This window comes from Streptomyces sp. S186 (genome assembly GCF_051603415.1).
GTDB lineage: Bacteria > Actinomycetota > Actinomycetes > Streptomycetales > Streptomycetaceae > Streptomyces.
Window position 1 is genome coordinate 5,915,291 of sequence record NZ_CP193932.1, and the last position, 26,247, is coordinate 5,941,537.

Consider the following 26,247-nt stretch of genomic DNA (forward strand, 5'->3'; position numbering starts at 1 on the left):
GCGCAAGGACGTGAGACGGATCTAAGAAAGCGTTTCACGGCCATCACCTAGGGTCGAAGATCACAGGTGAGGCGCACCGGAGCAGGGCGGCAAGGCAGTGAGGACAGCGGTATGGCGCAGGCATACATGACGGAGCCGGAACAGGGCCGGGGGCCCGAGCGGGCCGGTGCCCGGTCCGGGCGCCTGCGGAACTGGTGGCGCCGCGAAGGGATGTGGCGGCGCGGCATCGTGCTCGCGGTGCTCGCGGTGCTCCTCGGGCTGGCGCTGCTGCTGCACGCCCGGATCCCCAACACCGCGGGAAATCTGGGGAGTCTGCTGGAGACCTTCCTGCCGTGGCTGGGGCTGGGCGTCCCGCTGCTGCTGCTCTGCGCCCTGCTGCGCCGCTCGGCGACCGCGCTGGTGGCGCTGGTGCTGCCGGTGGTCGCCTGGGTCAGCCTCTTCGGCGGGCAGATCACCGACAAGTCCGGCACCGGCGGCAATCTGACGGTGCTCAGCCACAACGTCGACGCGGACAACAAGGAGCCGGCGGCCACCGCCCGGGACATCGTGGCGTCCGGCGCCGACGTGGTCGCCCTGGAAGAGCTGACCGGCAAGGCACTTCCCGTGTACCGCAAGGGACTTGCCGCCGCCTACCCGTATCACACCGTGCAGGGCACCGTCGGCCTGTGGAGCAAGCGCCCGCTCGCCGACACCCGGCCGGTGGACATCAAGATCGGCTGGGTGCGGGCGCTGCGCGCCACCGTCAGCGCCCCCGACGGCCGGCAGGTCGCGGTCTACGTCGCCCACATGCCCTCGGTACGGGTCCACGTCGACAAGGGCTTCACCGCCAACCAGCGCGACGGCAGCGCCCGGGCGCTGGGCGAGGCGATCGCCGCCGACCCGGTCCGCCAGGTCGTGCTCCTGGGCGACCTCAACGGCACCATGAACGACCGCTCGCTGGCCCCGCTCACCTCCCAGCTGCGCTCCGCCCAGGGCGCCGCCGGCGACGGCTTCGGCTTCAGCTGGCCGGCCGGCTTCCCGATGGCCCGGATCGACCAGATCTTGGTGAAGGGCATCGACCCCGTCAAGGCCTGGGTACTCCCGGCCACCGGCAGCGACCACCGCCCGGTGGCGGCCACCCTGAAGATCTGAACCCGGCCGCGCGGACCGCCCGCGCCGGGCATCACCGAAACGGCGACAACGGGCGGAGCCGAAGGCACCGGCTGAAGAACACCCAGACCCTTCTCACGAAAAGACGTAAACGGCTCGTACTGCGAATACCGAAATGCCCCCGCTCCGGCCAGGTGCCGGAGCGGGGGCACTTTGCGTTTCGGCAGAGCCGGATGGCCACGCTATGTGGCAGCTTTCAACTCGCGCACCATCACCGCGAACCGAGGGGAGTCGGGGAACGGTTGCCGCTCACCCACCTTCCGGTACTTCCATGATTCGTAGAGGGCCTGAACTTTTGGGTGAGCGGTATCTACGAGCAAGACAGCCAGGGCCTCGTTCCTGGCATTCAACAGCGCTTCGTGCAGCTGCTCGGAGAGCCCGTGTTTCCGCCACTTCACCCGCACCATCAGCTCCGACACCGCGAAGGTCGAAGGATCGAACGGGGCCGGAATGAGGTGCTCGCGCCACCATTCGCGTCCGTCGGCAGCCGGCGCTCCGTAGGCGAAGCCCACCGGCTCCGAGCCGTCGTAGCCGACCACGCAAGAGAATCCCGGGTTCTCGCCCCAGTGGTTGACGAACCAGGGAAACCGCTGGTTGAAGGGGTCATCCATCTGAGCCGCGTAGGCGTCGGCGTGCACTTCGAGGAGAACGTCGCGGATCTCGTCGAGGTCGTCGTGTGTGTACCTGCGTAGCTCTATGGTCGCCGTCACGTGGTGCTCCATTCGCTGCGGTAACGATCGCCCCACGCTCGCGCCGTTGAGGCGTCCGGCGCAAGTGTGAGCAGGTCTCGGTAGAAGTCGCCGAGGAGGGAGCGCATGCGAGCGGGCAGTGGCGTGCCCTCCATGAGTGAGAAGACTCCCTCGGTGGTCGCGCATGCCTGTTCCACCTCGCCTTGGTGGAGTTGAGAGAAGGCGAGCCTCGCGGTGGCCAGGGCCCGGTTGCGGCGGAAGTGCTGCGGTAGAGCGGACAGGGCGCGGTAAGAGGCGGCCTCGGCGGCTGGGTGTTCTCCGAGGCGGTCAAGGACAATGGCGGTCAAGGCATGCAGTTCCGCCACGCCGTAGAACTGCATCCATGATGGCCGGGGTTCGGGCTTCGCCTTCAAGAGTGCCGATTCCGCGTAGCGAAGGGATCGAAGTGCGGCGGTGCCGTCCCTCAGATTGGAGTGGCCCAGCGCCGTGCGGGCATGGGCCAAGGACGCAACCATAGGGTCCCGCCGGGTCGCGCCGAGGGCCTGCGCAGCTTGGGCAGCGGCCACTGCCCCGCCGTGGTCACGTCGTTGGTGGGCGAGCATCGCGGTCGCGTTCCATACCTGAACCTGGGCGATTGAGTCCTGTGCCATCCCGGCCAGCCGCAGTGCTTCGTTGAGATGCACCTGTGCCCGGTCGAGCTGGCGTGCATCGATGCAGGACCACGCGGCGTTTGTGGTGTAGCTGGCAGCCAGGCTGAACAGGCGCAACCTGATCCGTTGAGACGCTGAGCCCTTCTGGAGTTCAAGAGCTTCCCTGGCTCCCTGGAGTGTTGCCTCCTCCAGTTCCAAGTGGCCTCCCCGCTGGTCGTCCAAGGCGGTCAACGCGTCAAGACGTTCCCGGAGCCGGGCTACGTCGGGTGCACCAACGGTCAGACGCCGTGAACCGATCAGAGGTGACGCTGCGACACCAACGGATGAACTGATGAAGGTGCGGCGGAACACGTGAGGGCCCTCCTTCGGGCGTGCGTTCGAGGGTGGCGGAGTGAAGCCCAACTCCTCGACGGGGCACCGAAATACTCCCTCCAAGGCACGGCGCTTCGCTTTACGCGGCCAGGTCGACCTTCCGGTCAGCCACGTCCGAACCGTGCGCTCACTCACGGTGTCGTGCTCGCCGGCGGCGCGCAGGTGATCGTTTACAGCCAGAGCCAACTCGCGTTGGGTGAGGCCGAGTTGTTCCATCTTGAACTTCAGACGGGAATTTTCGGTCACCCAACTCACAGTAGCCAGCGAACCGGAAGCTGGCTGCTCTGAGGGCGGAAATTTCCGGGTGCGTGCGAGCAGAAACAGCCCCAACTTTCCTCCCACTCACCACCCCGCAACAGTTCAACTGGACGTAAGCCGATACGGCCTCCGAGCCCCACGGCTCCCGCATCCGGGAGCCGCAAAGGTCAGGTGGGAGCCGGACGTCGTAGCGGTGCCGTGGGCCGGCCCTCTCCCCACCCCCGGGCCGGCCCGCACTCAGCAGCGATCTGTTTGGAGGGTTCTCGATGCCCCCTGCACCACCCCTGCGTCACACGTCCACCGTTGGTCCGCGCTCGCAGCCGGTGAGCGCGCAGCTGACCACCAAGGTCAAGCCCACTCCGAGGGCGGCGAAGGAGTTTCAGGCACGCAGGGGGGACCCCCGTGACTGGGACACCAGCGCCTGGGAGACGTGGCTCCACTACGGCGGTTTGGCGTGACCACCCCGTCCAACTCGCCGGAGGTCAGCGCGGCGCTGCCGGAAGCCGGTGACGTGGTCGAGTACGCCCCCGGGCGTACCGCCGTCGTAACGGACATTGTCGACGGCGTCCCCTGGCTCCGCGACAACGGCTTCAGGGAATGGCCGGCCGACGAATCCGGCGAAATTCGGGTGGTGCAGCGGCGGGCCGAGCCGGGATGGGGGAGGCCCGCCGATGAGCGGTACGCGCCGCCCGCAGGCGGGTCCGCCGAGCAGGCGGGGGCCACGGAACGCCCCACCGTCGAAGACCTCTTGGCACAGGCCGAGAGGCTGAACGAAGAGATCAACAGGCATCAAGAACGGCTCGGAGGCTATCCGGAATGACCTACCCCTCGATGTATGGCTGGCCCGAAGTCCCCCAGCCCGTTGCGGGCTGCGACCGGTGCGTAACGCTCCACCGGGACCGCAAGGTTGCGATCCGGCGCGGGGATGGCAGTGCGGAGAGCGACTTCAACGTCCTGATCCGTCGCCATCACGCGGGGGACCACCGGTGATACCGCGCATCCTGCGGTCTCTACTGCTGTACCTCGTCGGCCGGGCGGACGAGCACTGGTACTGGCTGTATCAGGCTTTGCTGTGCCGCCTCGGCGGCGACCCGCGGGCCGCCGATGCGATGTACGAACACGACCTCTCCGGTCGTCTGGCCACATGCGACACCGCCACCACCCCCCACCCCAAACGGAGGCGCTGAACACATCCGGCAGTGCCTCGGCGGCCGTTGGCCCGGCCGCCGAGGCGGAACGCCACCACACCCGACTCAAGGAATGACAACGCATGCGCGACTTTATCGCCTGCCTGTTCATCTGGTTGGGGGAACCCCTCCGCCAGAGCTTACGCACCCTGCGCCGTCGCGCCCGCGACTGGCTCTCCCCGCCCCCGCCTCCGGGGTCCACCCCCGCCATCCCTCCGCGGGCGGCGTACGACCGGCGCCCTCTGCCCGATCACGTGCGGGACCGCCGTATGCCGCTCGACGGGCACGAGGTCGGCCTCGTGCGCCCGTACTACATGTGGTTCGAGCTGGAACTCGCGGCCCGGCAGACGCGCCGCGTCCAGGTGTCTTGGGGGAGCGCTGGCAGGCCGGCGGCAGTTCATCCGACCGCAGCCCACCGCCCAATCGCTGTGGGAGCCCCGCTATGACGAGGAAAAGGAGTGCGCTCAAGACGTTCTTACCTCTGCCTCGCGACTGCACCACTGACGAGGTAGCAGCCGTGCGGGGCCTGGTGCGCAAGTACGCACGCGACCCCGACGACCGCACCGTAATCCTCGACGCTCTGGGTTTGTCGGAGGACAACGGCCAACCCAGCCAGTCGCATACCTCTTCGCGAGCGCCGCTGGCACACCACGCCTCTCCGCAAGAGGGCGGGACGTGATGCGGCCGTCCCTGCGACTGGGGCGCGCGTTGTGGGCCTTCGAAGAGTGGTGGGGGCGCCACGTCACCCACCGCAAGCTGTACCAGCTCCTCGACGCCGCCCACCTGGGTGTCGAGGCGATGTACACCCCCGAAGAACTCGCCACGGCGGAACGACGCATCAACGAAGAGCTCGCGCGCCGGATCAGGAAAGGAACAACGGGGTCAAGCTCCGACGCCTCGTTCTGGCATGCCGTGCGCGAACTCGAAGAGCCGAGCGGCTAGCCGCCGCCATGACTCCTGCTCCGGGCGGTAGGGGCGGGCTCCCCACCGCCCGGGGCAACCTGCACCGCCGCCGACGCCCTGAGCAAGCACCGTCAGCGGCCCGGGATGGGACGGAGCGCTGCGCCGCTCGGAACGCCCCCGTCCCACCAGCCGCCCGCCCATACCCATGTCAGCCAGCGTGGGCGGGCGGCCGCGACACCGCACCACACCCATGGCGGCCGTTCGGGTTAGGGCCGCACCACGCACCACGCCACGGTGAGCACGAGGAACACCGAAGCGCTCACTGCCAAGACTCCCGCTCCGGGCGACGAGCTCGTTCACCCCGTCCGCGGCCCGGGGCGGGCCAGCAAGAAACCAGCACGCCAAAGGAGAAACGACACACGTGGCACGCAAAGACAAGGCCCCCAGCCCGTGGGCGACGCGATGCACTCCCCGAAGGTGAAGAGGGTCGGCATCACGCCAGATCCGAACGGGAACCGAACCGAGCGTCGCGCCGCGGACAAGCAGAACAAGAAGAAGAACTAGGGCTTCCCAGACTCCGCCCTCTTGCGGCCGGCACAGGCAATCCCGACCGTACGAAGGCGGCACCCCACCCCATCGACAACACCGAGAGGAGGTAAGGACGTTGTCCCACCAGAACGGAGAGAACCAGAACGGGGACACGCGACAGGCGAAGCCGCCGGTCGGTGACCAGCCCGAGGTGATCAACCTGGGCAACGCCGCCACGCTGACGCGCGGCGGGGAGGACACGGGCGTGGAAAACAAGCGCGCGCCCTACGACTGATCGCACCAGCACGTCACCAAGGTGGCCCCCGCGCTCCGGCACGGGGGCCACCCGTCTCATCCCCTACCGCACTGCCGAAAGAGGTGGCACGGCCCATGCGTTGGTTTGGAGGATGCGCTCCGGACGGCCCGCAGATCATCCCTGAGGGCGCCCGGGTGCTCTGGAGCGAACCCCGGCTATGGATGGCAGGCAAATGGCCAACCCCGCTGATACACATGGCCAAGAGCAGAACCGCGCTCCTGGCCGTCATCGGCCCCTGCGCTGCCACGCAGCAGGACCTCGCACCCGCCCTCACCGCCCGCGACCTCGCCAAGGCCGTCGGGCACTGGCCCGGGTCCTACACCGCCGTGCGCTTCACCACCCGCGCCGTGGTTGAGATCGTCACCGATCCCTCCGGCGCCTGCCCTCTCTACACCACCCAAACCCCCAACGGCCTCGTGTGGGCCTCCAGCGCCCGCGCCCTCGCCTCCCTCGCCAGCGGGGAGATCGACCCCGATTGGCTCGCCAGCTACCTCTGGGACACCGCGGCGCCCACCGACGACCGCAGCCCGTGGAAGGGAGTTCGCCCCGTACCACCCGGCCACGTCCTCACCCTCGCCCCGGACGGCGCCCGCTTCATGGACCCCTGGTGGTCGGCCCCGACTCCGCGCCCGCGCACCGAAGCCCTCAGCGGCCTTCGCCACGCACTGACCGAGGGCATACGCGCCCGCGTCGAAAACACCCCCTCCGCCACCGACCTCGGCGGCACCGACTCTGCCACCCTCGCGGTCATCGCCGCCCGCCACCGCCCACTCACCGCCATCACCGCCCACCCCCTCGGTCACACCGAGGGCGGCGACCTCGACTACGCCCGCGCTCTCCGCGTACCGGGCTTGACCAAGATCGAATTCCCTGTCGAGACAGGGCACTTGCCGTTCTCACCTGCCGCAACGCCGATCCCGGCGACCGACGAGCCACCGCCCTCCACCGCCGTGTGGGCCATGCTCTCTGCCCAACTCCGCCTCGCAAGAGCCCACGGAACCCTCCGGCACCTCACCGGCGACGGCGGCGACCACCTCTTCCTCACCTCACCCCGACACCTCGTGGACTACGCCCACAACCGGCGCTGGCTCCCCCTCGTCCGCGACGCCCTGGCCTGGGCACGCCTCCGCCGGCAAGCTCCCGGCCCACTCATCGCCGCCGCACTCCGACGCGACACCGAAGGCATCGCGCGCCCCGGGCTGGCCCGCCCGCCCTGGCTCACTGCTGACCCCTCCGCACCCCGCTGGCGTCCGGTCACCGACACCCAGGCTCTGATCGCCTCCATCCGCACCGTGGCACGGACCGCCCACGCCGACACCCAACTCTGCGACGCGGTCGGCATCGAACTGCACAACCCCTACCTGGACGGCACGGTCCTGACCGCCGTCGCCTCCGCCCCAGCCAAAGACCGGTTCTCCGCACATCGATACAAGCCCCTCCTCGTGGACGCCGTAGGCGACTTGCTCCCCGCACCCCACCGCGACCGCGCCACCAAAGGTGTTTTCACCTCCGCTTTCCACCACGGCCTCCGCACCAACCTCGACCACGTCCTGGACCTCACCGATGGCCACCTCGCCGCCCGCGGCCTGATCAACCCCGTCCCCCTCCGCACTACCCTCCACGCCGCCGCGATGGGCGCACAGACCAACTGGCCCACGCTCCTCGCCACGTTGGCCGCCGAGCAGTGGCTCGCCACCATCAACCGCACTCCGGCCGTCCGATGGCACACCACCACACCCGCCCCGGTGGGTGGCCGATGAACCCCGCCGCGCACACCGTGGTCGCCATCACCGCCAACGCCCGCGTGATCATCAACTACACCACCGGCGACACCGAACTCCGTCGGCTGGACGGCCGGCCCGTCGCCGGCACGGTCGTCCACATCCAGCCCTCCACCCCCACCTGGGGCACAACGGAAACCCGCGCCACCCTCACCCCCAACGGCTCCGCTCCCGCCCGCTGGCGCCTGGCCGCGATCCTGGCGGTACTCCTCACTGCCGCAGCACGCGCGTGCGGACGACGGCGCCGCCGCTTCAGCCGCCTCGTACGACTCGCCTGCATGGGACGACACCTCGCACCCGCGACGTACGCCCAGGCCGAATGTGCCGTCCGCGCCGTCCGCTGGGCCTCGTACGCCATGCCCACCGCCTGGGCCTGCCTTGAGGAATCCGCCGCGGCCGCGGCACTCCTGGCCCTCGCCGGCCGCCGAGCCGAATGGCGCCACGGTGTAGCCACGGACCCCGTACGGTTACACGCCTGGATCGTTGATTCCCGAGGGAGGCCCGTCGAGGAACCCGAGGACACCCTGCTTTACACCGCCACCTACACGCCAGACGGCCCCGGCCCCGCCCGCCGGGCCCGGAGGGAGAACGCAACGTGAGCGCCCCACACATCGTGCTGACCGGTGACCGCCTCGCCCTGGGCATGCCGCGCGAGGACATGCTGCCGGAATACCACCGCTGGGAGACCGACCCCCGCACCCTCCTCGGCTACGGTGCCCAATTCCCCCAGTCCTGGGAATCCCGCGCCGCCGGGTGGGAACGCCTCCGCAAGAGTGCCAGCTCACCGCAGTTCGAAGTCGTCCGGACCGAAGACCAAGCAGCCATCGGCCTCACCACTCTCCACGTCAGCCAGGTGGCTCGGACGGCGGAATTCGTGATGATGCTGGCCCCGCACGAACGCGGCAAGGGGCACGCAGCCGAAGCCACCCACCTCACCCTCGACTGGGCCTTCCACATCGCCTCCCTACGCATGGTCTGGCTCAAGGTCCTCGCACCCAACCACGCAGGCATCGCCGCCTACGAAAAGGCAGGCTTCAAGCACGTCGGCCGCTTGCGCCAATCCGGATACTGGCTCGGGAAGCCCGCCGACGAGCTCCTCATGGACGCCCTGCCGGAAGACTTCGTCGAGCCTTCCGCGGTCACCACATAAACGCGTCGGCTCGAAGTGACGCACGCCATGGGTAGCGTGCGGAATACCGATGTGCAGGCTGCCGCTGTATCTGAGAGCCTGTAGGGCCGGTGTCTTACACACCGGCCTTTTCCGTGCCTGACACCGCAGTCGGCAGCCCCCCATCACCCGCTCGCACACCTCGCCGGAGGACCACCGCGCTATGCCCTTGGCCCTGCTCGCTCTTGCAGTCGCCGCGTTCGGAATAGGCACCGCAGAATTCGTGATGATGGGCCTCCTGCCCAACGTCGCGGCTGATCTCGGGGTGACCGTCCCCACCGCGGGTTGGTTCGTCACCTCGTACGCCCTTGGCGTTGTCATCGGCGCCCCGCTTCTGACGGTGCTGGGGAACCGGCTGCCGCGGAAGCTCACGCTCATCCTGCTCATGGGGCTCTTCACCCTGGGCAACTTCGTGGCCTCGATCGCGCCTGACTTCGGCACCTTGATCATCGGCCGCGTACTGGCCGGCCTGCCGCACGGCGCGTTCTTCGGCGCCGGCGCCGTCGTCGCTGCCCGGATGGTTGTGGAGGAACGCCGTGCGCGCGCCGTGGCCACCATGTTCCTCGGGCTGACCGTAGCCAACATCGTTGGCGTCCCGGTTGGGACTGCCCTGGGTCAGCACCTCGGCTGGCGCGCCACATTCCTCGTGGTCACGGGGATCGGCTTGATCGCCATGATCTCGCTCGCCGCACTGGTTCCACCCATTGCGCAAGATCAGCAGGCAGGGTTCCGATCCGAGTTCCGCGCACTCGGGAACCGGCAGGTGCTGCTGGGGTTGCTGACGACGGTGTTCGGCTTCGCTGGCGTCTTCGCGGTCTACAGCTACCTGTCCTCGATGGTCACCCAGGTAACCGGGCTGCCGGAGTCGGGCGTCAGCGTCGTCCTGGCCCTCTTCGGCGTCGGGATGACGCTGGGCGCGCTGATCGCCGGGCCGCTTACCGACCGGGCCCTGAGGCCCACGCTGTACGGCTCGCTCGCTGCCCTTGCACTCGTCCTGTTGGCGTTCAACTGGGCCGTGCATGTCACATGGGCCATGTACCTCGGCGTCGTGCTCCTCGGCGTCGTCGGCTTCATGACGACCACGCCGCTCCAGATGCTCGTCATGATGAAGGCGAAGGACGCGCCCGGCCTTGCCTCCGCGTCCAACCAGTCGGCGTTCAACCTTGCCAATGCCGGTGGGGCATGGGTTGGCGGTGTCGTCGTATCGGCCGGCTTCGGGTGGACGTCGCCGGCTCTGGTCGGCGCCGCCCTCGCGGCGGCCGGTCTTGCCATCGCCTTGGCCGCGGGAATGTTGGACCGGCACGCCACCGGCTCGATCTCCAGGGTCATCGCCCGCGGCGACAGCCGGGAGAGCCAGGAAGCACACGTCTCCGCATGAGGGCTGCCGTCTGGGCGCCGGTAGGTGCCCAGACGGCTTGATCGACGCTGGCTGGTCCGGGCACCTGTGTGCTTAACTCAGGACAACCGAGTTCGTGATGATGGGCCTGCTGCCCGACGTCGCGGACGATCTGGGCACCTCCGTGCCCACCGCCGGGTACCTCGTCTCCGCCTACGCCCTCGGTGTCGTCATCGGCGCACCCCTCCTGACCGCCCTCGGCTCCCGCGTCCCCCGCAAGCGGATGCTGGTGGTGCTGATGGCGGTCTTCACGGTCGGCAACCTCGCCTCCGCCCTCGCCCCCACCTTCGGCCTGCTCGTCGCCGGCCGGCTGCTGGCCGGGCTGCCGCACGGCGCGTTCTTCGGCGTCGGTGCGGTGGTCGCGGCCCGGCTGGTGAAGGAGGGGCGCCAGGCCCGCGCGGTGGCCACCATGTTCCTCGGCCTGACCGTCGCCAACATCGTCGGCGTACCCGCCGCCACCCTGCTCGGCCAGCACCTCGGCTGGCGCGCCACCTTCCTCGTCGTGGCCGCCGTCGGCCTGGTCGCGATGGCCGCCCTGGCCCGGCTGATCCCGCAGCTGCCGGCCGAACGGCACACCGGCCTGGCCGGCGAACTGCGCGCCCTGGGCGACCGTCAAGTACTGCTCGGCCTGCTCACCACCGTCTTCGGCTTCGCCGGGGTCTTCGCCGTCTACAGCTACCTCGCCTCGATGATGACCGAGGTCACCGGCTTCGCCGCCGGCTCCGTGCCGCTGGTCCTCGCCCTCTTCGGCATCGGTATGACGCTCGGCGCGCTGGCCGCCGGACCGCTCACCGACCGGGCGCTGCGCCCCACCCTCTACGGGTCCCTCGGCGCGCTCGCCCTGGTCCTGGCGGCCTTCCACTTCACCGCTCCCGTGAAGTGGGCGGCGCTGGTCACCGTCGTCCTCGTCGGCGGCATCGGCTTCCTGACCACCACACCGCTGCAGATGCTGGTGATGAACAAGGCACGGCAGGCGCCGACGCTGGCCGCCGCCTCCAACCAGTCGGCCTTCAACCTCGCCAACGCGGGCGGCGCCTGGATCGGCGGCCTGGTCCTCTCGGCGGGCTGGGGCTGGACCTCGCCCACCGTGGCCGGCGCGGTGCTGGCCGCCGCCGGCCTGGTCGTCGCGGTGGCAGCCGGCCTCCTGGACCGCGGCGCACCCGACCCCGCACGGATCGTGGCCCGCGGCGGCGAGCCGGAGCCGACGGCCGCGCCCGCGCCCGCCACGGACGCCGTCAACAGCTAGCGCCCGTCCGCCTCCGGCGCCTCAGGCGCCCTCCCGCCAGTGGTTGGTGATCGGCAGCCGCCGGTCCTTGCCGAAGCCCTTGGCGGAGATCTTGGTGCCCGGCGGGTACTGCCGCCGCTTGTACTCGGCGTGGTCCACCATCCGCAGCACCCGGGTCACCAGCGCCGCGTCGAAGCCCTGCGCCACGATCTCCGCGCGGCCCCGGTCGCGGTCGACGTACAGCTCCAGGATCCGGTCCAGCACCGCGTAGTCCGGCAGCGAGTCGGTGTCGACCTGGCCGGGCCGCAGCTCGGCGCTGGGCGGCTTGCCGATCGTGTGCTCCGGGATCGGCGGGGTCGTGCCGCGCTCGGCGGCGGCCTCGTTGCGCCAGCGCGCCAGCTCGTAGACGACGGTCTTGTAGACGTCCTTGATCGGGCCGTAGCCGCCGGCCGAGTCGCCGTAGAGGGTCGAATAGCCGCACGCCAGCTCGGACTTGTTGCCCGGCGCGAGGACGAGGTGGCCCTCCTGGTTGGACAGGCCCATCAGGAGCGTGCCGCGCAGCCGCGACTGGAGGTTCTCCTCGGCGAGCCCGGTCAGCCCCAGCGCCGCCATGTAGGAGTCGAACATCGGGCCGATCGGCACCGTGCGGAAGTGCAGCCCGGTACGCCGGGCCAGTTCGGCGGCGTCACCGATCGAGTGCTCGGAGGAGTAGCGCGAGGGCATCGCGATCGCGTGCACCTGCTCGGCGCCGACCGCGTCGCAGGCCAGCGCGGCGACCAGCGCGGAGTCGATCCCGCCGGACAGCCCCAGCAGCACGCTACGGAAGCCGTTCTTGGCGACGTAGGCGCGCAGCCCGACGACCAGGGCGGTGTAGATCTCCTCCAGGTCGTCCAGGCGCTCGGCCTGCCCGCCCAGGGTCTGCGGCGGGTACGGCGGCAGGGGGTCGGCGGAGAGCACGACGTGGTCCACCCGCAGCCCGTCGTCCAGCACCCCGGACGGCGCCTCCGGCGCGGCGGCGGGCAGCTCCAGGTCGACCAGCACGCACCCCTCGGCGAACTGCGGGGCCCGTGCGATCACCCCGCCGTCGCCGTCCACCACGATCGAGTCGCCGTCGAAGACCAGCTCGTCCTGCCCGCCGATCATCGCGAGGTAGGCGGTGGTGCAGCCGGCCTCCTGGGCCCGCTTGCGGACCAGCTCCAGCCGGGTGTCGTCCTTGTCCCGCTCGTACGGCGAGGCGTTGATGGACAGCAGCAGCCCGGCGCCGGCGCTGCGCGCGGCCGGCACCCGGCCGCCCTCCTGCCAGAGGTCCTCGCAGATGGCCAGCGCCACGTCGACGCCGTGGACCCGGACGACCGGCAGGGTGTCGCCGGGGACGAAGTAGCGGAACTCGTCGAAGACGCCGTAGTTGGGCAGGTGGTGCTTGGCGAAGGTGAGCGCGACGGCGCCGCGGTGCAGCACCGCGGCGGCGTTCTGCGGGGCGCCGGCGGGCCGGCCGTAGCGCGGCAGCGCCTGCGGACAGCGGTCGAGGTAGCCGACGACGACCGGGACGTCGCCCAGCCCCTCCGCGGCCAGCCGGGCGGCCAGCTCGGACAGTGCGGCCCGGCTCGCCTCGACGAACGACGGGCGCAGCGCGAGGTCCTCGACGGGGTAGCCGGTCAGTGCCATCTCGGGGAACGCGACGAGGTGCGCGCCCTGGCCGGCGGCGTGCCGGGTCCAGTGCACGATCGTCTCGGCGTTCCGCGCGAGGTCGCCGACGCAGGAGTCGATCTGGTTGAGGGCGAGACGTAGTTGAGGCACCCCGCCAGTCTAATCGTCTTTCTGACGCAATGGGGGGTGTGGGCTGACGCGATGGGGGTGTGCGGCGGCCCGGCCGGGCCCGGCGGTCAGTCCCGCCGGTAGCCGAGGATCGTCATCATCCCCGACTCCGAGTGGTAGACGTTGTGGCAGTGCAGCATCCACAGCCCCGGGTTGTCGGCGTCGAACTCCACCGCGAGGCGCTGGTTGGGCCGCAGGACCGTGGTGTCCTTGCGCGGCCCGCCGTCGGGCAGCCAGAAGCTGTGCCCGTGCAGATGCATCGGGTGCCACATGTCGGTGTCGTTGCGGAACACCAGCCGCACCCGCTCGCCGCTCCGGACCGGATAGCGCTGCGACGGGGTGTACGGGCGCCCGTTGATGGCCCAGTCGAACTTGTCCATGCTGCCGGTGAGCTTCATCCTCAGGATCCGGTCCGGCTGCCGGGTCCGGGCCCGTACGCTCCCGTGCGCCCGGAGCCGGTCCGCGGTCATCAGCGGCCCGTCCAGCTCCCTGGGGTGGACCGAGGGGTCCCCCGGGCGGCCGCTCGCGGTGCGCAGCACGGCCAGCGCGGTCTTGTTCCGGCCCTTGCCGTCGGCGACGGCGACCAGCGGGTAGACCCCGGACCCGACGGTGACCATGACGTCGTAGCGCTCGGCCATGCCGATGAGCAGCTGCTCGGCGCGGACGTGTTCGACCGGATTGCCGTCGGTGTGCGTCACCGTCATCCGGTGGCCGCCCAGCGCCACCCGGTAGGCGGTGTCGCTGCCGGCGTTGATGAAGCGGATCCGGATCCGGTCGCCGGGCCGGCACCGGAAGGTCTCCGGGTCCCACTTCGTACGGCCGTTGATGAGGTGGTACGGGTAGTTCACATTGCCCGGCATGCCGCCCAGCACGCTGCTGCGGCTGTCGGACGGCAGGAGCCGGGACGGGCTGCTGTGGCCGTGCTTGCCGTGCCCGGGGCCGTCGTCGCGGCGCGCCCCGCGGCTCGCCCGTGCGGTGGCCATGGACGCGGCGCCCGCGGAGGCGGAGGTGGCGGCAGATGTGGAGGCACCCGCGGAGGCGGTCATGCCGTGCGAGGGCGCGCCGCCCAGGCCGGTGCCGTTCACGCCCGCGTTCGCCAGGCCGAGGCCCAGGCCCAGGCCGTCCGCGGTCTGACGGTTCGTGTCGTGGACGAGACCGTCCAGGACCGGCGGGACCCCCGGGCGCTCCGCCCGTCCGCCGTCCGCCGCCCCGCCGTCGATGCGGCCGTGACCGCTGTGGCTGCCGGGGTCGTGGTGCCTGCCGGTGCCGTGGGCCGTGGTGTGGCTGGAGCTGTGACTGGAGGCGTGGCTGGTGCTGTGACCGGACGAGTGGCTGGCGTTGTGGCTCTCGTGGCCCGACGGCCGGCCGCCGGGGTCCTTGCGCTTGTGCGTGGCGCCGGACCCGTGCCCGCTGCCCGAGCCGTGCCCGTCATGGCCGGCCCCGTGCCCGTCATGGCCGGAGCCGCTGCCGCCGTGCATGGCGCCCCGGCCGTGGGTCAGCTCGTCCAGCACGTCGTCCGGGGTGCTGCCGTCCACCCCGTCCAGCCAGTCGTCCAGCACCACGACCCACTCGTGGTCGTACTCCAGCGGCTCCCTGGGGTCGTCGACGATCAGCGGGGCGTAGAGCCCGTGGTCCTGCTGGACGCCGACGTGCGGATGCATCCAGTAGGTGCCGGGCCGCGCCACCCGGAAGCGGTAGTGGAAGGAGGAGCCGGGCTGGATCGCGCGCTGGGTGACGTCGGGAACGCCGTCCATGTCGTTGCGCAGGTCCATCCCGTGCCAGTGGATGGTGGTGGACTCCGGCAGGCTGTTGGCGAGCACCACCGACAGGGTGTCGCCCGCGGTGACCCTGACCTCCTCGCCCGGCAGCCGGTCGCCGTACACCCAGGTCTGGACGGTCCGGCCGCCGATGTCGATCCGGTCCCTGCGGGCCTCGACGTTCAGCCGGCGCACCCGTCCGGAGGAGGAGCGCCGGCTCTCGCAGTCGGCGACCTCCGGGCCGTGCGGATCGACATAGCGGCCGCTGGACGCGCGGTCCTGCTCTGGCCGGCTCTCCGGAGCGGTGGACGCGCCGGCGGAGGCGGCGAGCAGACCGCCGCCGGCGACCGCGATGCCCGCGCCGAGCACGGCGCGGCGGGAGTGCGTATGAAGGGAATCCATGGGGGCAGCACCTCGTGGCGATATGGGAGCGGGGGAGCGGCGCGGGTCCGGGGAGGCCGGGGGCGGGCCCCGGCCGGCGGTCAGGGGCGCGGCGCGGCCGGGGATATCGGCCGCGGTCCGCGCAGCGGGCGGCCGGGCCGGGCGGCCTTGCGCTGTTCACCCATCGCGGACCTCTCGACGGCCGGGGACCTACGGACGCAGCCTTGCTCCCGGGGCGCCGCCCCCGGAGGTGGCCCATCGCGCCGCGCTCGCCGCGTCCGGTGGACCGTCTGCCTATTCTTGGTCCTCCCACGCCCACGGCATATCCGGCATTTCGGACGCGCCGTCGGGATCACCCGAACACCAGGATGTCCGTGAGCCCGATCCGTCCCGCCGCAGACGCCCGCACCGGCCCCGCCGCGACGGCCGCCGCCGTCCTGCTGCTGCTCGGCGCGCTCGCCTACACCGCCTGGGTGCTGGAGCTGGTGATCGCCACCGGCCTGGACCCGGTGCGCGCCTACGTGAGCGAGCTGGCCGCCGCCGACCAGCCGCTCGGCGGCCTGTTCCGCGCCACCGACCTGGTCGCCGGAGCGCTGGTGCTGGCCGGCGCGCTCACCGCGCTCGCCGCGGTCCGGCGCCGGCCCTGGACGGCGGCCGGCCTGAGCGCCCTGGCCCTCTTCGGCGCCGCCACCGCGCTGGACTCCCGGCTGCCGCTGAGCTGCGCCCCCACCAGCGACCCGGTCTGCGCCGCCCGGGAGACCGCCGGACTGGTCCCGGCCACCCACACCGCGCACGCCGTCAGCAGCACGCTGGCCATGCTCGGCGCGCTCGCCGCGCTTCTCCTGCTGACCGTCGCCGCCCGCCGGTACGGCCACTGGCCCGCGCTCGCCCGCCTCGGCCCGCCCCTGGTGCTCGCCGAACTCGCCGCCACCGCCTGGACGCTGGCCGAGGTCGCCGCCCTCACCGCGGGCCGCGGCACCTGGGCGCTCGGCGTCGGCCAGCGCCTCCAGGTGCTGCTGGTCGCCCTCTACGTCGCCCTGCTCGCCGGCTGCCTGGCCCGCGACGCCCGGGCCGCTCGCAACGCCCGCCCCGGCACCCCGTCAGTCACCCCGTCCGCGCCCCACGACCCACCCCGAGGAGCCCCATGAACCTCCGCCCCGCCCCCGGCCGGATGGTGCGCGTCGGCGGACTGCCGCTGCACGTGCTGAGCGAGGGCACCGGCCCGGTCGTGGTGCTCTGTGCCGGCCTCGGCATGGCGTGGTTCGACTGGGACGCGGTCGCCGCCCGGCTCGTCCCGCACCGCACCGTCGTCCGCTTCGACCGGCCCGGCCTGGGCCTGAGCGCACCGGCCGCCGCACCGCCCGACCTCGCCGCCGAGGCGGACCGGATCGCCGCCGTCCTGGACGCCCTCGGCCACCGGGCGCCGGCCACCGTCGTCGGCCACTCGCTGGCCGGCTTCCACGCCGAGGCGTTCGCCCGGCTGCACCCCGCCCGCTGCGCCGGCCTGGTCCTCGTCGACGGCAGCATCGAGGAGGACCCTCGCCCCCGGCTGCCGCGGCGGATCCGCACGGCCTGGGCGCGCGGCGCCGCCGGCGCGCTCTCCGCCGCCGGCCTGCCCCAGCTCCTCGGCCCCGCCGCGCGCCGGCTGCTCACCCGCGCCGGGACACTGCGCCGCCACCCGCGGCGCGGCTGGGAACGCGCCGGCTACCGCACCAGCCGGGTGCTGCGGGCCTGCGCCCTGGAGAACGCGACCTATCCCTACCAGGCCGCGGACCTCGCCGCACTGCGCCGGCTCCGCCCGCTGCCCGCGGTCCCGGTCACCGTCCTGGCCGCCCACGACGGCAGCGGGTCCCGGAGTCAGCTGCGCTGGCTGGCCCGGCAGCGGGCGCTCGCCGCGGAGCTGGGCGCGCGCTGCGCGGTCGCCGCGCCCGCCGGCCACCTGGTCATGGCGGACGCGCCGGACACGGTGGCCCGGGCCGTGCTGGACCTCGGCTGAGGGCCGTGCGTCGGCCCGCCGGGTACCGCCGAACACCGTCACACGGACCGCTCAACACCAGGTCAACAGGCGTTCTGTGGCCGTCCAAGACTGGGCCAAGGCCCTCGATTCCGGCGCCGCCGGGCGCTGACCCTGGACGCGGCGGGGAAGATGCGCGGCAGAAGGCGGCGAGGGGGTCACGGTTCGACGGTTCTGATTCAGGCCAAGGGTGCGTAATGTGACGGTAACCCGCCGGCGTGATACTGGTGGGCCCGAACGCGATGATCCACGCGCGTGGACAGGCCGAATGACCTGCAAGGATTGGTGAGCCATGGACAAGCAGCAGGAGTTTGTGCTCCGGACGTTGGAAGAGCGCGACATTCGCTTCGTCCGGCTGTGGTTCACCGACGTCCTCGGGTTCCTGAAGTCCGTGGCGGTGGCCCCGGCCGAGCTTGAGCAGGCGTTCGACGAGGGCATCGGCTTCGACGGCTCGGCCATCGAGGGCTTCGCCCGGGTCTACGAATCCGACATGATCGCCAAGCCCGACCCCGGCACCTTCCAGATCCTGCCGTGGCGCGCCGAGGCCCCGGGCACCGCCCGGATGTTCTGCGACATCCTGATGCCGGACGGCTCGCCCTCGTACGCCGACCCGCGGTTCGTCCTCAAGCGCATCCTCGCCAAGACCTCCGACCTCGGCTTCACCTTCTACACCCACCCCGAGATCGAGTTCTTCCTGCTCAAGGACAAGCCGGTCGACGGCTCCCGGCCGATCCCCGGCGACTCCTCCGGCTACTTCGACCACACCCCGCAGAACGTCGGCATGGACTTCCGCCGCCAGGCCATCACCATGCTGGAGTCGATGGGCATCTCGGTGGAGTTCAGCCACCACGAGGGCGCCCCCGGCCAGCAGGAGATCGACCTGCGCTACGCCGACGCGCTCTCCACCGCCGACAACATCATGACCTTCCGGCTGGTGATGAAGCAGGTCGCCCTGGAGCAGGGCGTGCAGGCCACCTTCATGCCCAAGCCGTTCTCGGAGTACCCGGGTTCGGGCATGCACACCCACCTCTCCCTCTTCGAGGGCGACCGCAACGCCTTCCACGAGTCCGGCGCCGAGTACCAGCTCTCCAAGGTCGGCCGCTCCTTCATCGCCGGCCTGCTCCGGCACGCCGCCGAGATCTCCGCCGTCACCAACCAGTGGGTCAACTCCTACAAGCGCATCTGGGGCGGCGCCAACCGCACCGCCGGCGCCGGCGGCGAGGCCCCCTCGTACATCTGCTGGGGCCACAACAACCGCTCGGCCCTGATCCGGGTCCCGATGTACAAGCCCGGCAAGATGGGCTCCACCCGCGTCGAGGTCCGCTCCGTCGACTCCGGCGCCAACCCCTACCTCGCCTACGCGGTCCTGCTCGCGGCCGGCCTGAAGGGCATCGAGGAGGGCTACGAGCTCCCGGCCGGCGCCGACGACGACGTCTGGGCGCTGTCCGACTCCGAGCGCCGGGCGATGGGCATCGAGCCGCTGCCGCAGAACCTCGGCGAGGCCATCGAGCTGATGGAGCGCAGCGAACTGGTCGCCGAGACCCTCGGCGAGCACGTCTTCGACTTCTTCCTGCGCAACAAGAAGCAGGAGTGGGAGGAGTACAGGTCGGAGGTCACCGCCTTCGAGCTGCGGAAGATGCTGCCGGTGCTGTGAGCCAGGGGCGTCTCCCCGGGGCGTCTCCCCGCTCCCCGCGGACCAGCCCCGTGTCCGAGCCGTCCAGTCACCGAGAGGCCGCCCCATGGCACTACCCGCTCCGCAGGGACGGCGGAGCAGCACCTTCACCCGGCTGCTGAGGCACGGTTTCACCGACCCCTCCGCGGCCGGCGCGCTGCTCGACGCCCCCGAACTCGCCCCGGTACGCGACGACTTGGTGCTGCTGGAGGCGCTCGGCGCCACCCCCGACCCCGACCTGGCGCTGCGCGGCCTGGTGCGGCTGGTGGAGGCGCTGCCGCCGGCGGAGCGGCAGGAGCTGCTGGCCACCGTCGCCGCCGCCAAGCCGCTGCGCGACCGGCTGCTGGGCGTGCTCGGCGCGTCCGAGGCGCTCGGCGACCACCTGGCCCGGCACCCGGGGGACTGGCGGTCGCTGGTCACCTACGAGTCGGTCGATCTGCACCCCACCACACCGGAGTTCGAGCAGGCGCTCGCCGACGGCGTCTGGGGCGAGCGGGGCGCCGACCGGCCGCGGGCGGACGCCCTGCGTGCCGCCTACCGCCGCTGCCTGCTGGGCATCGCGGCCCGCGACGTGTGCGGCACCACCGACGTCGCCGAGACCGCCGCCGAACTCGCCGACCTGGCCACCGCCACCGTCCGCGCCGCCCTGGAGATCGCCTACGAGGAGCAGCCCGGCGACGCCGCGCAGTGCCGGCTCGCGGTCATCGGCATGGGCAAGTGCGGCGGCCGCGAGCTGAACTACGTCTCCGACGTCGACGTCATCTACGTCGCCGAACCCCGCGAGGGCGCCGAGGAGGCCAAGGCGCTCCAGGCCGCCACCCGGCTCGCCTCCCGGATGATGCGGCTGTGCTCGGACAGCACCGCCGAGGGCACCATCTGGCCGGTGGACGCCAACCTGCGCCCCGAGGGCCGCAACGGACCCCTGGTGCGCACCCTGACCAGCCACCTCGCCTACTACCAACGCTGGGCCAAGACCTGGGAGTTCCAGGCGCTGCTCAAGGCCCGTCCGATGGCCGGCGACCTGGCGCTGGGCCAGGAGTACGTCGACGCGCTGGCGCCGATGGTGTGGGACGTCGCCGAGCGGGAGAACTTCGTCGCCGACGTCCGCCAGATGCGCCGCCGGGTCGTGGCGAACATCCCCGCCGCCCAGGTCGACCGGGAGCTCAAGCTCGGCCCCGGCGGGCTGCGGGACGTCGAGTTCGCCGTCCAGCTGCTGCAGTTGGTGCACGGCCGGGCCGACGCCACCCTGCGCAGCGCCACCACCCTGGACGCCCTGGCGGCGCTCGCCGCCGGCGGCTACGTCGGCCGCCAGGACGCCGCCGCGCTCGACGCCGCCTACCGCTTCCTGCGCAGCCTGGAGCACCGCATCCAGCTCTTCCGGCTGCGCCGCACCCACCTGATGCCCGAGGACGAGTCCGAACTCCGGCGCCTGGCACGGTCGTTGGGACTGCGCACCGAGCCCGTCGCCTCGCTGCGCCGGGAGTGGAAGTGGCACGCCCGCGAGGTGCGCCGGCTGCACGAGAAGCTGTTCTACCGGCCGCTGCTGGACGCCGTCGCCCACCTGGAGCTGGGCGAGGCCCGGCTCTCCGCCAAGGCCGCCGGGCACCGCCTGGAGGCCCTCGGCTACGCCGACCCGGTCGGCGCGCTGCGGCACCTGGAGGCGCTGGCGTCCGGGGTGACCCGCAAGGCCGCCATCCAGCGCACGCTGCTGCCCGTCCTGCTCGGCTGGTTCGCCGACTCCGCCGACCCGGACGCCGGACTGCTCAACTTCCGCAAGGTCTCCGACGCGCTCGGCAAGACCCCGTGGTACCTGCGGCTGCTGCGCGACGAGGGCGCCGCGGCGGAGAACCTCGCCCGGGTGCTGTCCGCCGGCCGGCTCGCCCCCGACCTGCTGCTGCGCGCCCCCGAGGCGGTCGCCCTGCTGGGCGCCGCCGACGGGCTCCAGCCGCGCGGCCGGGCCGCCCTGGAACAGGAGGTGCTGGCCGCCGTCGGCCGCGCGGACGGCGCCGAGGCGGCGGTGGCGGTGGCCCGCGGGGTGCGCCGCCGGGAGTTGTTCCGGACCGCCGCGGCGGACGTCATCGGCGCGTACGGCACCGAGTCCAGCCCCGCCGAGACCGACCACGGCCATGCCGTCGACATGGTCGGCTCGGCGGTCTCCGACGTCAACGCCGCCACCCTCGCCGGCGCCCTGCGGGCCGCGGTCCGCGAGCACTGGGGCGACACCCTGCCCACCCGGTTCACGGTGATCGGCATGGGCCGCTTCGGCGGCCACGAGCTGAGCTACGGCTCGGACGCCGATGTGCTCTTCGTCCACGAGCCGCGCGCGGGCGCCGACGAGCAGGAGGCCGCCAGGGCCGCCCACGCGGTCGCCAACGAGATGCGCCGGCTGCTGCAACTCCCCTCCACCGACCCGCCGTTGCCGATCGACGCGGACCTTCGCCCGGAGGGCAAGTCCGGCCCGCTGGTGCGCTCCCTGGCCTCGTACGCGGCCTACTACCGGCGCTGGTCGCTGGTGTGGGAGGCGCAGGCGCTGCTGCGCGCCGAGCCGGTGGCCGGCGACCCGGAGCTGGGGGAGCGGTTCGTCGAGCTGATCGACCCGCTGCGCTACCCGGCCGAGGGGCTGGGCGAGGACGCGGTCCGCGAGATCCGCCGGCTCAAGGCCCGGATGGAGTCCGAGCGGCTGCCCCGCGGCGCGGACCCGACGACCCACGCCAAACTGGGCCGCGGCGGGCTGAGCGACGTGGAGTGGACCGTCCAGCTGCTGCAGATGCAGCACGGCTGGGAGCTGCCCGGACTGCGCACCACCCGCACCCGGGACGCGCTGGCCGCCGCGCACGCCGCCGGGCTGATCGGCACCGACGACGCCCGGACGCTGGACGAGGCATGGGTGCTGGCGGCGCGGGTGCGCAACGCGGTGATGCTGGTGCGCGGCCGCCCCGGGGACACCTTTCCGACGGACGGCCGGGAGCTGGCGGCGGTCGGCCGCTACCTCGGTTACGAGGAGGGGCACGTCGGAGAGATGCTCGACGACTACCGGAGGATCACCCGGCGGGCGCGCGCGGTCGTCGAGGAGCTGTTCTACGGGGCGTGATCCGGGCGCCGGTCACACCCCGCGCCGGGTCACGCCTTGAGGGGCTCGGCCACCCTCGCGTACCGCGTCAGCCGGTGCGGCAGCCGCCCGTACCAGGCGCGGGCCAGCGCGTAGCCGAACGCCAGGCACAGCACGCCGCCCAGCGCGTCCAGCCAGAAGTGGTTGGCGGTGGAGACGATCACCGTCAGCGTCGTGGCCGGGTAGAGCAGGCCCAGCACCCTCGCCCACAGCGGCTTCGCCAGCAGTGCGATGGTGATGCCGCACCACAGCGACCAGCCGATGTGCATCGACGGCATCGCGGCGTACTGGTTGGACATCGACGCGAGGTTCCCGGACGCCATCGAGCCCCAGGTGCCGTGCTCGATCAGGGTGTCGACGAACCCGCCGTCCGGCATCAGCCGGGGCGGCGCCAGCGGATAGAAGTAGTAGCCGACCAGGGCGACGCCGGTGGTGGCGAAGAGCGCCAGCCGGGCCGCCGCGTACCGCCCGGGATGCCAGCGGTAGAGCCAGACCAGCACCCCGATGGTCACGATGAAGTGCAGCGTCGCGTAGTAGTAGTTCATCGACACGATCAGCCATGTGACCGAGTTCACGGCGTGGTTGACGGTGTGCTCGACGGCGATGCCCAGGCTGTGCTCGGCCCGCCAGATCCAGTCGGCGTTCCGCAGTGCCTGGGCCTTCTGCTCCGGCACCGCGTTGCGGATCATCGAGTACGTCCAGTAGCTGACCGCGATCAGCAGGATCTCGAACCAGAGACGGGGTGCGCGTGGGGTCCGCAGCCGGGCCACTCGGCCCTCGCCGGCCGGACTCTCCGTGTGCTCCCCGACGGCCGGCGGGGCGGCCGGCGGATCGTCCAGAGTCCTCACGTGCACTTCACCCATGGGAGGACAGTCTGCCAGAAAGGGTTCAACGCCCGATCATCCTCCGGTCGGGTAAACGACGCCTGGCCTCTACCCGGAGAAGGAGGGGGCATCCCCTAGGGGACGCCCCCGGCAGGCCGCCCCGCCCGGGTCCCGTAAGGGGTGCCCCTACCGTCCGGCCCGCAGCGGCCGGGGCACCTTCGCCGTGCCGGACGCCGGCCCGGGCGCCGACGCCGTGGACCCCCGCACCACCAGCTCGGGATGGAAGACGAACTCGCTGTGCGGCGCCGGGGTGCCGCCGATCTCCTCCAGCAGCGCCCGCACCGCCGCCTGCCCCATGGCCTGCACCGGCTGCCGGATGGTGGTCAGCGGGGGATCGGTGAACGCGATCAGCGGGGAGTCGTCGAAGCCCACCACGGACATCTCCCGCGGCACGTCCAGCCCGCGCTGCCGGGCCGCCCGGATCGCGCCCAGCGCCATCATGTCGCTGGCGCACACGATCGCCGTCACCCCGCGCTCGATCAGCGCGGCCGCCGCGGCCTGCCCGCCCTCCAGGGTGTAGAGCGAGTGCTGGACCAACGGCTCCGCCTCCGCGGCGGCCATGCCCAGCTGCTCCTGTGCGCAGCGCAGGAACCCCGCGATCTTCCGCTGGACCGGCACGAACCGCTTGGGCCCCACCGCCAGCCCGATCCGCCGGTGCCCCAGCGCGGTGAGATGGGTCACCGCCAGCTCCACCGCGGCCCGGTCGTCGGGGGAGACGAACGGCGCCTGCACCTTGTCGGAGAAGCCGTTGATGAGGACGAACGGCACGCCCTGGCCGCGCAGCTGCTCGTAGCGCCCCATGTCGGCGGAGGTGTCCGCGTGCAGCCCGGAGACGAAGATGATGCCGGCCACCCCGCGGTCCACCAGCATCTCGGTGAGCTCGTCCTCGGTGGAGCCGCCCGGGGTCTGGGTGGCCAGTACCGGGGTGTAGCCCTGGCGGGTCAGGGCCTGCCCGATGACCTGGGCGAACGCCGGGAAGATCGGGTTCTCCAGCTCCGGCGTGATCAGCCCCACCAGCCCCGCGCTGCGCCGCCGCAGCCGCACCGGCCGCTCGTAGCCCAGCACGTCGAGGGCGGCCAGCACGGACTGGCGGGTGGTGGCGGAGACACCGGGCTTCCCGTTGAGAACCCGGCTGACGGTGGCCTCGCTGACACCCGCCTGTGCTGCGATGTCGGCCAGCCGTGCGGTCATGGGAGTGGACTGTACCGGGCGCATGTCAGATTGCCCACCAGACGCAGCTGTCCCCCGGCAGCACCGCCGAGGCGCCGTCGACCGCCACCGGCGCGCTGGCCAGCAGCAGTTCCCCGGGCAGCGGGATCGCGGCTTCCTGGAGGCGGGTGTTGACCGTGCACAGCACCCCGGGCCGGCGGAACGCCAGCACCCCCTCGGGGGCCGCCTCCCATGTCATCTCCCCGTCGCCCAGGCCCGGCAGACGGCGCCGCAGCTCCAGCGCGCCGCGGTAGAGCTCCAGGGTGGAGGACGGGTCGCCGGTCTGCGCCGCGACGCTCAGCGGGGCCCAGTCGGCGGGCTGCGGCAGCCAGCTGCCGCCCGGTCCGAAGCCGTACGGCGGCAGTTCGCCGGACCAGGGCAGCGGCACCCGGCAGCCGTCCCGGAAGCCGTCCTGGCCGCCGGCGCCGGAACAGCCGTCCGCCTCCTGCCCGTCGCCGCCGAGCCGGCCGCGGAAGAACGCCGGGTCCTGGCGCACCTCGGCGGGCAGGTCGGTGACCTCCGGCAGCCCCAGCTCCTCGCCCTGGTAGAGGTACGCGGACCCGGGCAGCGCCAGCATCAGCAGGGTGGCGGCGCGGGCCCGGGCCAGGCCGCCGCCGAGGCGGGTGGTGTGCCGGACGACGTCGTGGTTGGAGAGCACCCAGGTGGTGGGCGCGCCGACGGCGACGGTGGCGGCCAGCGAGGAGTCGATGACCGCGCGCAGCGCCCCGGCCTCCCACGGGGTGGTCAGGAACTGGAAGTTGAACGCCTGGTGGAGCTCGTCCGGGCGGACGTAGAGGGCCAGCCGCTCGGCGCTGGGCGCCCACGCCTCGGCGACCCCGATGACGGCCCGGCCATGGGCCTCGCCGTAGGTGTCCAGCAGCCGGCGCCAGTCGCGGTGGATGGCGTGCACACCGTCCTGGTCGAAGAACGGCAGCACCTGACTGCCGATCAGCCGGGCCTGTTCGCCGTGGCCGATGTCGGGCAGGCCGGGCGCCTTGACCATGCCGTGCGCCACGTCGACCCGGAAGCCGTCCACGCCCAGGTCCAGCCAGAAGCGCAGGATCGCGGCGAACTCCTCGTGCACCTCGGGCCGCTCCCAGTCGAGGTCGGGCTGCTCGGGCGCGAAGAGGTGCAGATACCAGTCGCCGCGGTCGGTGCGGGTCCAGGCCGGGCCGCCGAAGACCGACTCCCAGTCGTTGGGCGGGAGTTCGCCGTGCTCGCCCCGGCCGCGGCGGAAGACGTAGCGCTGCCGGGCCAGGTCCGGGTCCTGGAACCACGGGTGCCGGTCGGAGGTGTGGTTGGGGACGATGTCCACGATCACCCGCAGCTTCAGCGCGTGCGCGGCGCGGATCAGCTCGTCGGCGTCCTGGAGGGTGCCGAAGAGCGGGTCGACGGCGCGGTAGTCGGCGACGTCGTAGCCGCCGTCGGCCTGCGGGGAGGCGTAGAACGGGGTGAGCCAGACGGCGTCCACGCCCAGTGCCTTGAGATAGGGGAGCCGGTCGCGCACCCCGCGCAGATCGCCGATGCCGTCGCCGTCGCTGTCGGCGAAGGAGCGGACGTAGACCTGGTAGATGACGGCGTCGCGCCACCACTTCCGGGCTCGGTCGTCTCCGGCGGCCTGGGGGGCGGGGCTGGGGGAAGTGAGCTCCTGGGTCATCTGCCGTCCCTGTCAGGTCATGAGGCGAAGGTGCTTCCACGGACTCAACGCTCGGCGGGGCGGGGGGTGACGGTGCGACGGTACCCGGGAGGGCCTGTTCCGGCCAAGAGGCCGCAATCCCTTCCAG

The 26,247-nt window shown here is 72.1% G+C and carries 21 protein-coding genes; 14 read left to right on the forward strand and 7 right to left on the reverse strand.

The features are described 5' to 3' along the window. The first annotated feature begins 210 nt into the window (after positions 1 to 210). On the forward strand, positions 211 to 1,131 hold the full coding sequence (locus tag ACRAS8_RS25445; protein WP_438490590.1) for an endonuclease/exonuclease/phosphatase family protein: 921 nt from the start codon (positions 211 to 213) through the stop codon (positions 1,129 to 1,131). A 200-nt stretch (positions 1,132 to 1,331) separates the two neighbouring features. On the opposite strand, the gene ACRAS8_RS25450 is transcribed toward ACRAS8_RS25445, so the two are convergent. Next, positions 1,332 to 1,871 carry a GNAT family N-acetyltransferase gene (locus ACRAS8_RS25450; RefSeq protein ID WP_438488316.1) on the reverse strand — a complete coding sequence of 180 codons (540 nt, stop codon included), beginning with the start codon at positions 1,869 to 1,871 and terminating at the stop codon, positions 1,332 to 1,334. Beyond that, on the reverse strand, positions 1,856 to 3,106 hold the full coding sequence (locus tag ACRAS8_RS25455; RefSeq protein WP_438488317.1) for a helix-turn-helix domain-containing protein: 1,251 nt from the start codon (positions 3,104 to 3,106) through the stop codon (positions 1,856 to 1,858). The genes ACRAS8_RS25450 and ACRAS8_RS25455 overlap by 16 nt, the downstream gene beginning before the upstream one ends. A gap of 466 nt (positions 3,107 to 3,572) precedes the next feature. Here ACRAS8_RS25455 and ACRAS8_RS25460 point away from each other — a divergent pair, with 466 nt between their 5' ends. The 9 genes from ACRAS8_RS25460 (at position 3,573) to ACRAS8_RS25500 (ending at position 11,643) form a co-directional block, all read left to right on the forward strand. Then, positions 3,573 to 3,938: a hypothetical protein gene (locus ACRAS8_RS25460; protein WP_438488318.1), complete on the forward strand. Its 366-nt coding sequence runs from the start codon at positions 3,573 to 3,575 to the stop codon at positions 3,936 to 3,938. Between the two features lie 166 nt (positions 3,939 to 4,104). Then, on the forward strand, positions 4,105 to 4,305 hold the full coding sequence (locus tag ACRAS8_RS25465) for a hypothetical protein (RefSeq protein WP_438488319.1): 201 nt from the start codon (positions 4,105 to 4,107) through the stop codon (positions 4,303 to 4,305). 678 nt (positions 4,306 to 4,983) lie between these two features. Further along, on the forward strand, positions 4,984 to 5,247 hold the full coding sequence (locus ACRAS8_RS25470; protein WP_438488320.1) for a hypothetical protein: 264 nt from the start codon (positions 4,984 to 4,986) through the stop codon (positions 5,245 to 5,247). 625 nt (positions 5,248 to 5,872) lie between these two features. Then, on the forward strand, positions 5,873 to 6,031 hold the full coding sequence (locus ACRAS8_RS25475; protein ID WP_438488321.1) for an albusnodin family lasso peptide: 159 nt from the start codon (positions 5,873 to 5,875) through the stop codon (positions 6,029 to 6,031). A 95-nt stretch (positions 6,032 to 6,126) separates the two neighbouring features. Then, the gene (locus ACRAS8_RS25480; RefSeq protein ID WP_438488322.1) at positions 6,127 to 7,812 is read left to right on the forward strand and encodes an albusnodin/ikarugamycin family macrolactam cyclase; all 1,686 of its coding nucleotides are present in this window, start codon (positions 6,127 to 6,129) and stop codon (positions 7,810 to 7,812) included. Then, positions 7,809 to 8,432: a lasso peptide biosynthesis B2 protein gene (locus tag ACRAS8_RS25485; protein ID WP_438488323.1), complete on the forward strand. Its 624-nt coding sequence runs from the start codon at positions 7,809 to 7,811 to the stop codon at positions 8,430 to 8,432. The genes ACRAS8_RS25480 and ACRAS8_RS25485 overlap by 4 nt, the downstream gene beginning before the upstream one ends. Then, positions 8,429 to 8,983 carry a GNAT family N-acetyltransferase gene (locus tag ACRAS8_RS25490; RefSeq protein ID WP_438488324.1) on the forward strand — a complete coding sequence of 185 codons (555 nt, stop codon included), beginning with the start codon at positions 8,429 to 8,431 and terminating at the stop codon, positions 8,981 to 8,983. The genes ACRAS8_RS25485 and ACRAS8_RS25490 overlap by 4 nt, the downstream gene beginning before the upstream one ends. Before the next feature lie 181 nt (positions 8,984 to 9,164). Then, positions 9,165 to 10,379, forward strand: coding sequence for an MFS transporter (locus ACRAS8_RS25495; RefSeq protein WP_438488325.1), 1,215 nt, complete (start codon positions 9,165 to 9,167; stop codon positions 10,377 to 10,379). 97 nt (positions 10,380 to 10,476) lie between these two features. After that, on the forward strand, positions 10,477 to 11,643 hold the full coding sequence (locus ACRAS8_RS25500; protein ID WP_438490591.1) for an MFS transporter: 1,167 nt from the start codon (positions 10,477 to 10,479) through the stop codon (positions 11,641 to 11,643). 21 nt (positions 11,644 to 11,664) lie between these two features. Here the strand turns inward: ACRAS8_RS25500 and ACRAS8_RS25505 are convergent, their stop codons facing one another. Together ACRAS8_RS25505 and ACRAS8_RS25510 are read right to left on the reverse strand one after the other, a co-directional pair. Next, positions 11,665 to 13,419 (reverse strand): NAD+ synthase, encoded by a 1,755-nt coding sequence (locus ACRAS8_RS25505; RefSeq protein WP_438488326.1) that lies wholly within the window; start codon positions 13,417 to 13,419, stop codon positions 11,665 to 11,667. Between the two features lie 86 nt (positions 13,420 to 13,505). Next, positions 13,506 to 15,596 carry a multicopper oxidase domain-containing protein gene (locus ACRAS8_RS25510; RefSeq protein WP_438488327.1) on the reverse strand — a complete coding sequence of 697 codons (2,091 nt, stop codon included), beginning with the start codon at positions 15,594 to 15,596 and terminating at the stop codon, positions 13,506 to 13,508. A 347-nt stretch (positions 15,597 to 15,943) separates the two neighbouring features. Between ACRAS8_RS25510 and ACRAS8_RS25515 the strand changes: the two genes are divergently transcribed. The 4 genes from ACRAS8_RS25515 to ACRAS8_RS25530 all read left to right on the forward strand — a co-directional run bounded on the left by ACRAS8_RS25515 (position 15,944) and on the right by ACRAS8_RS25530 (position 22,352). Beyond that, positions 15,944 to 16,723 (forward strand): DUF998 domain-containing protein, encoded by a 780-nt coding sequence (locus tag ACRAS8_RS25515; RefSeq protein ID WP_438488328.1) that lies wholly within the window; start codon positions 15,944 to 15,946, stop codon positions 16,721 to 16,723. Continuing rightward, complete coding sequence (locus ACRAS8_RS25520) at positions 16,720 to 17,571, forward strand: alpha/beta fold hydrolase (RefSeq protein WP_438488329.1); 852 nt, start codon at positions 16,720 to 16,722, stop codon at positions 17,569 to 17,571. Before ACRAS8_RS25515 ends, ACRAS8_RS25520 begins: the two co-directional genes overlap by 4 nt. 310 nt (positions 17,572 to 17,881) lie before the next feature. Further along, entirely contained in the window at positions 17,882 to 19,243 is a 1,362-nt protein-coding gene (gene glnA, locus ACRAS8_RS25525) for a type I glutamate--ammonia ligase (RefSeq protein ID WP_274916014.1), read from the forward strand. 85 nt (positions 19,244 to 19,328) lie between these two features. Then, a complete protein-coding gene (locus ACRAS8_RS25530) occupies positions 19,329 to 22,352 on the forward strand; it encodes a bifunctional [glutamine synthetase] adenylyltransferase/[glutamine synthetase]-adenylyl-L-tyrosine phosphorylase (RefSeq protein WP_438488330.1) in 3,024 nt (1,007 codons plus the stop codon). A gap of 29 nt (positions 22,353 to 22,381) precedes the next feature. Here ACRAS8_RS25530 and ACRAS8_RS25535 read toward each other — a convergent pair whose 3' ends face one another. The 3 genes from ACRAS8_RS25535 to ACRAS8_RS25545 all read right to left on the reverse strand — a co-directional run bounded on the left by ACRAS8_RS25535 (position 22,382) and on the right by ACRAS8_RS25545 (position 26,120). After that, positions 22,382 to 23,233 carry a phosphatase PAP2 family protein gene (locus tag ACRAS8_RS25535; RefSeq protein WP_438488331.1) on the reverse strand — a complete coding sequence of 284 codons (852 nt, stop codon included), beginning with the start codon at positions 23,231 to 23,233 and terminating at the stop codon, positions 22,382 to 22,384. Between the two features lie 147 nt (positions 23,234 to 23,380). After that, positions 23,381 to 24,445 (reverse strand): LacI family DNA-binding transcriptional regulator, encoded by a 1,065-nt coding sequence (locus ACRAS8_RS25540; RefSeq protein WP_438488332.1) that lies wholly within the window; start codon positions 24,443 to 24,445, stop codon positions 23,381 to 23,383. A 25-nt stretch (positions 24,446 to 24,470) separates the two neighbouring features. Beyond that, complete coding sequence (locus ACRAS8_RS25545; RefSeq protein ID WP_438488333.1) at positions 24,471 to 26,120, reverse strand: glycoside hydrolase family 13 protein; 1,650 nt, start codon at positions 26,118 to 26,120, stop codon at positions 24,471 to 24,473. Positions 26,121 to 26,247: the final 127 nt, after the last annotated feature.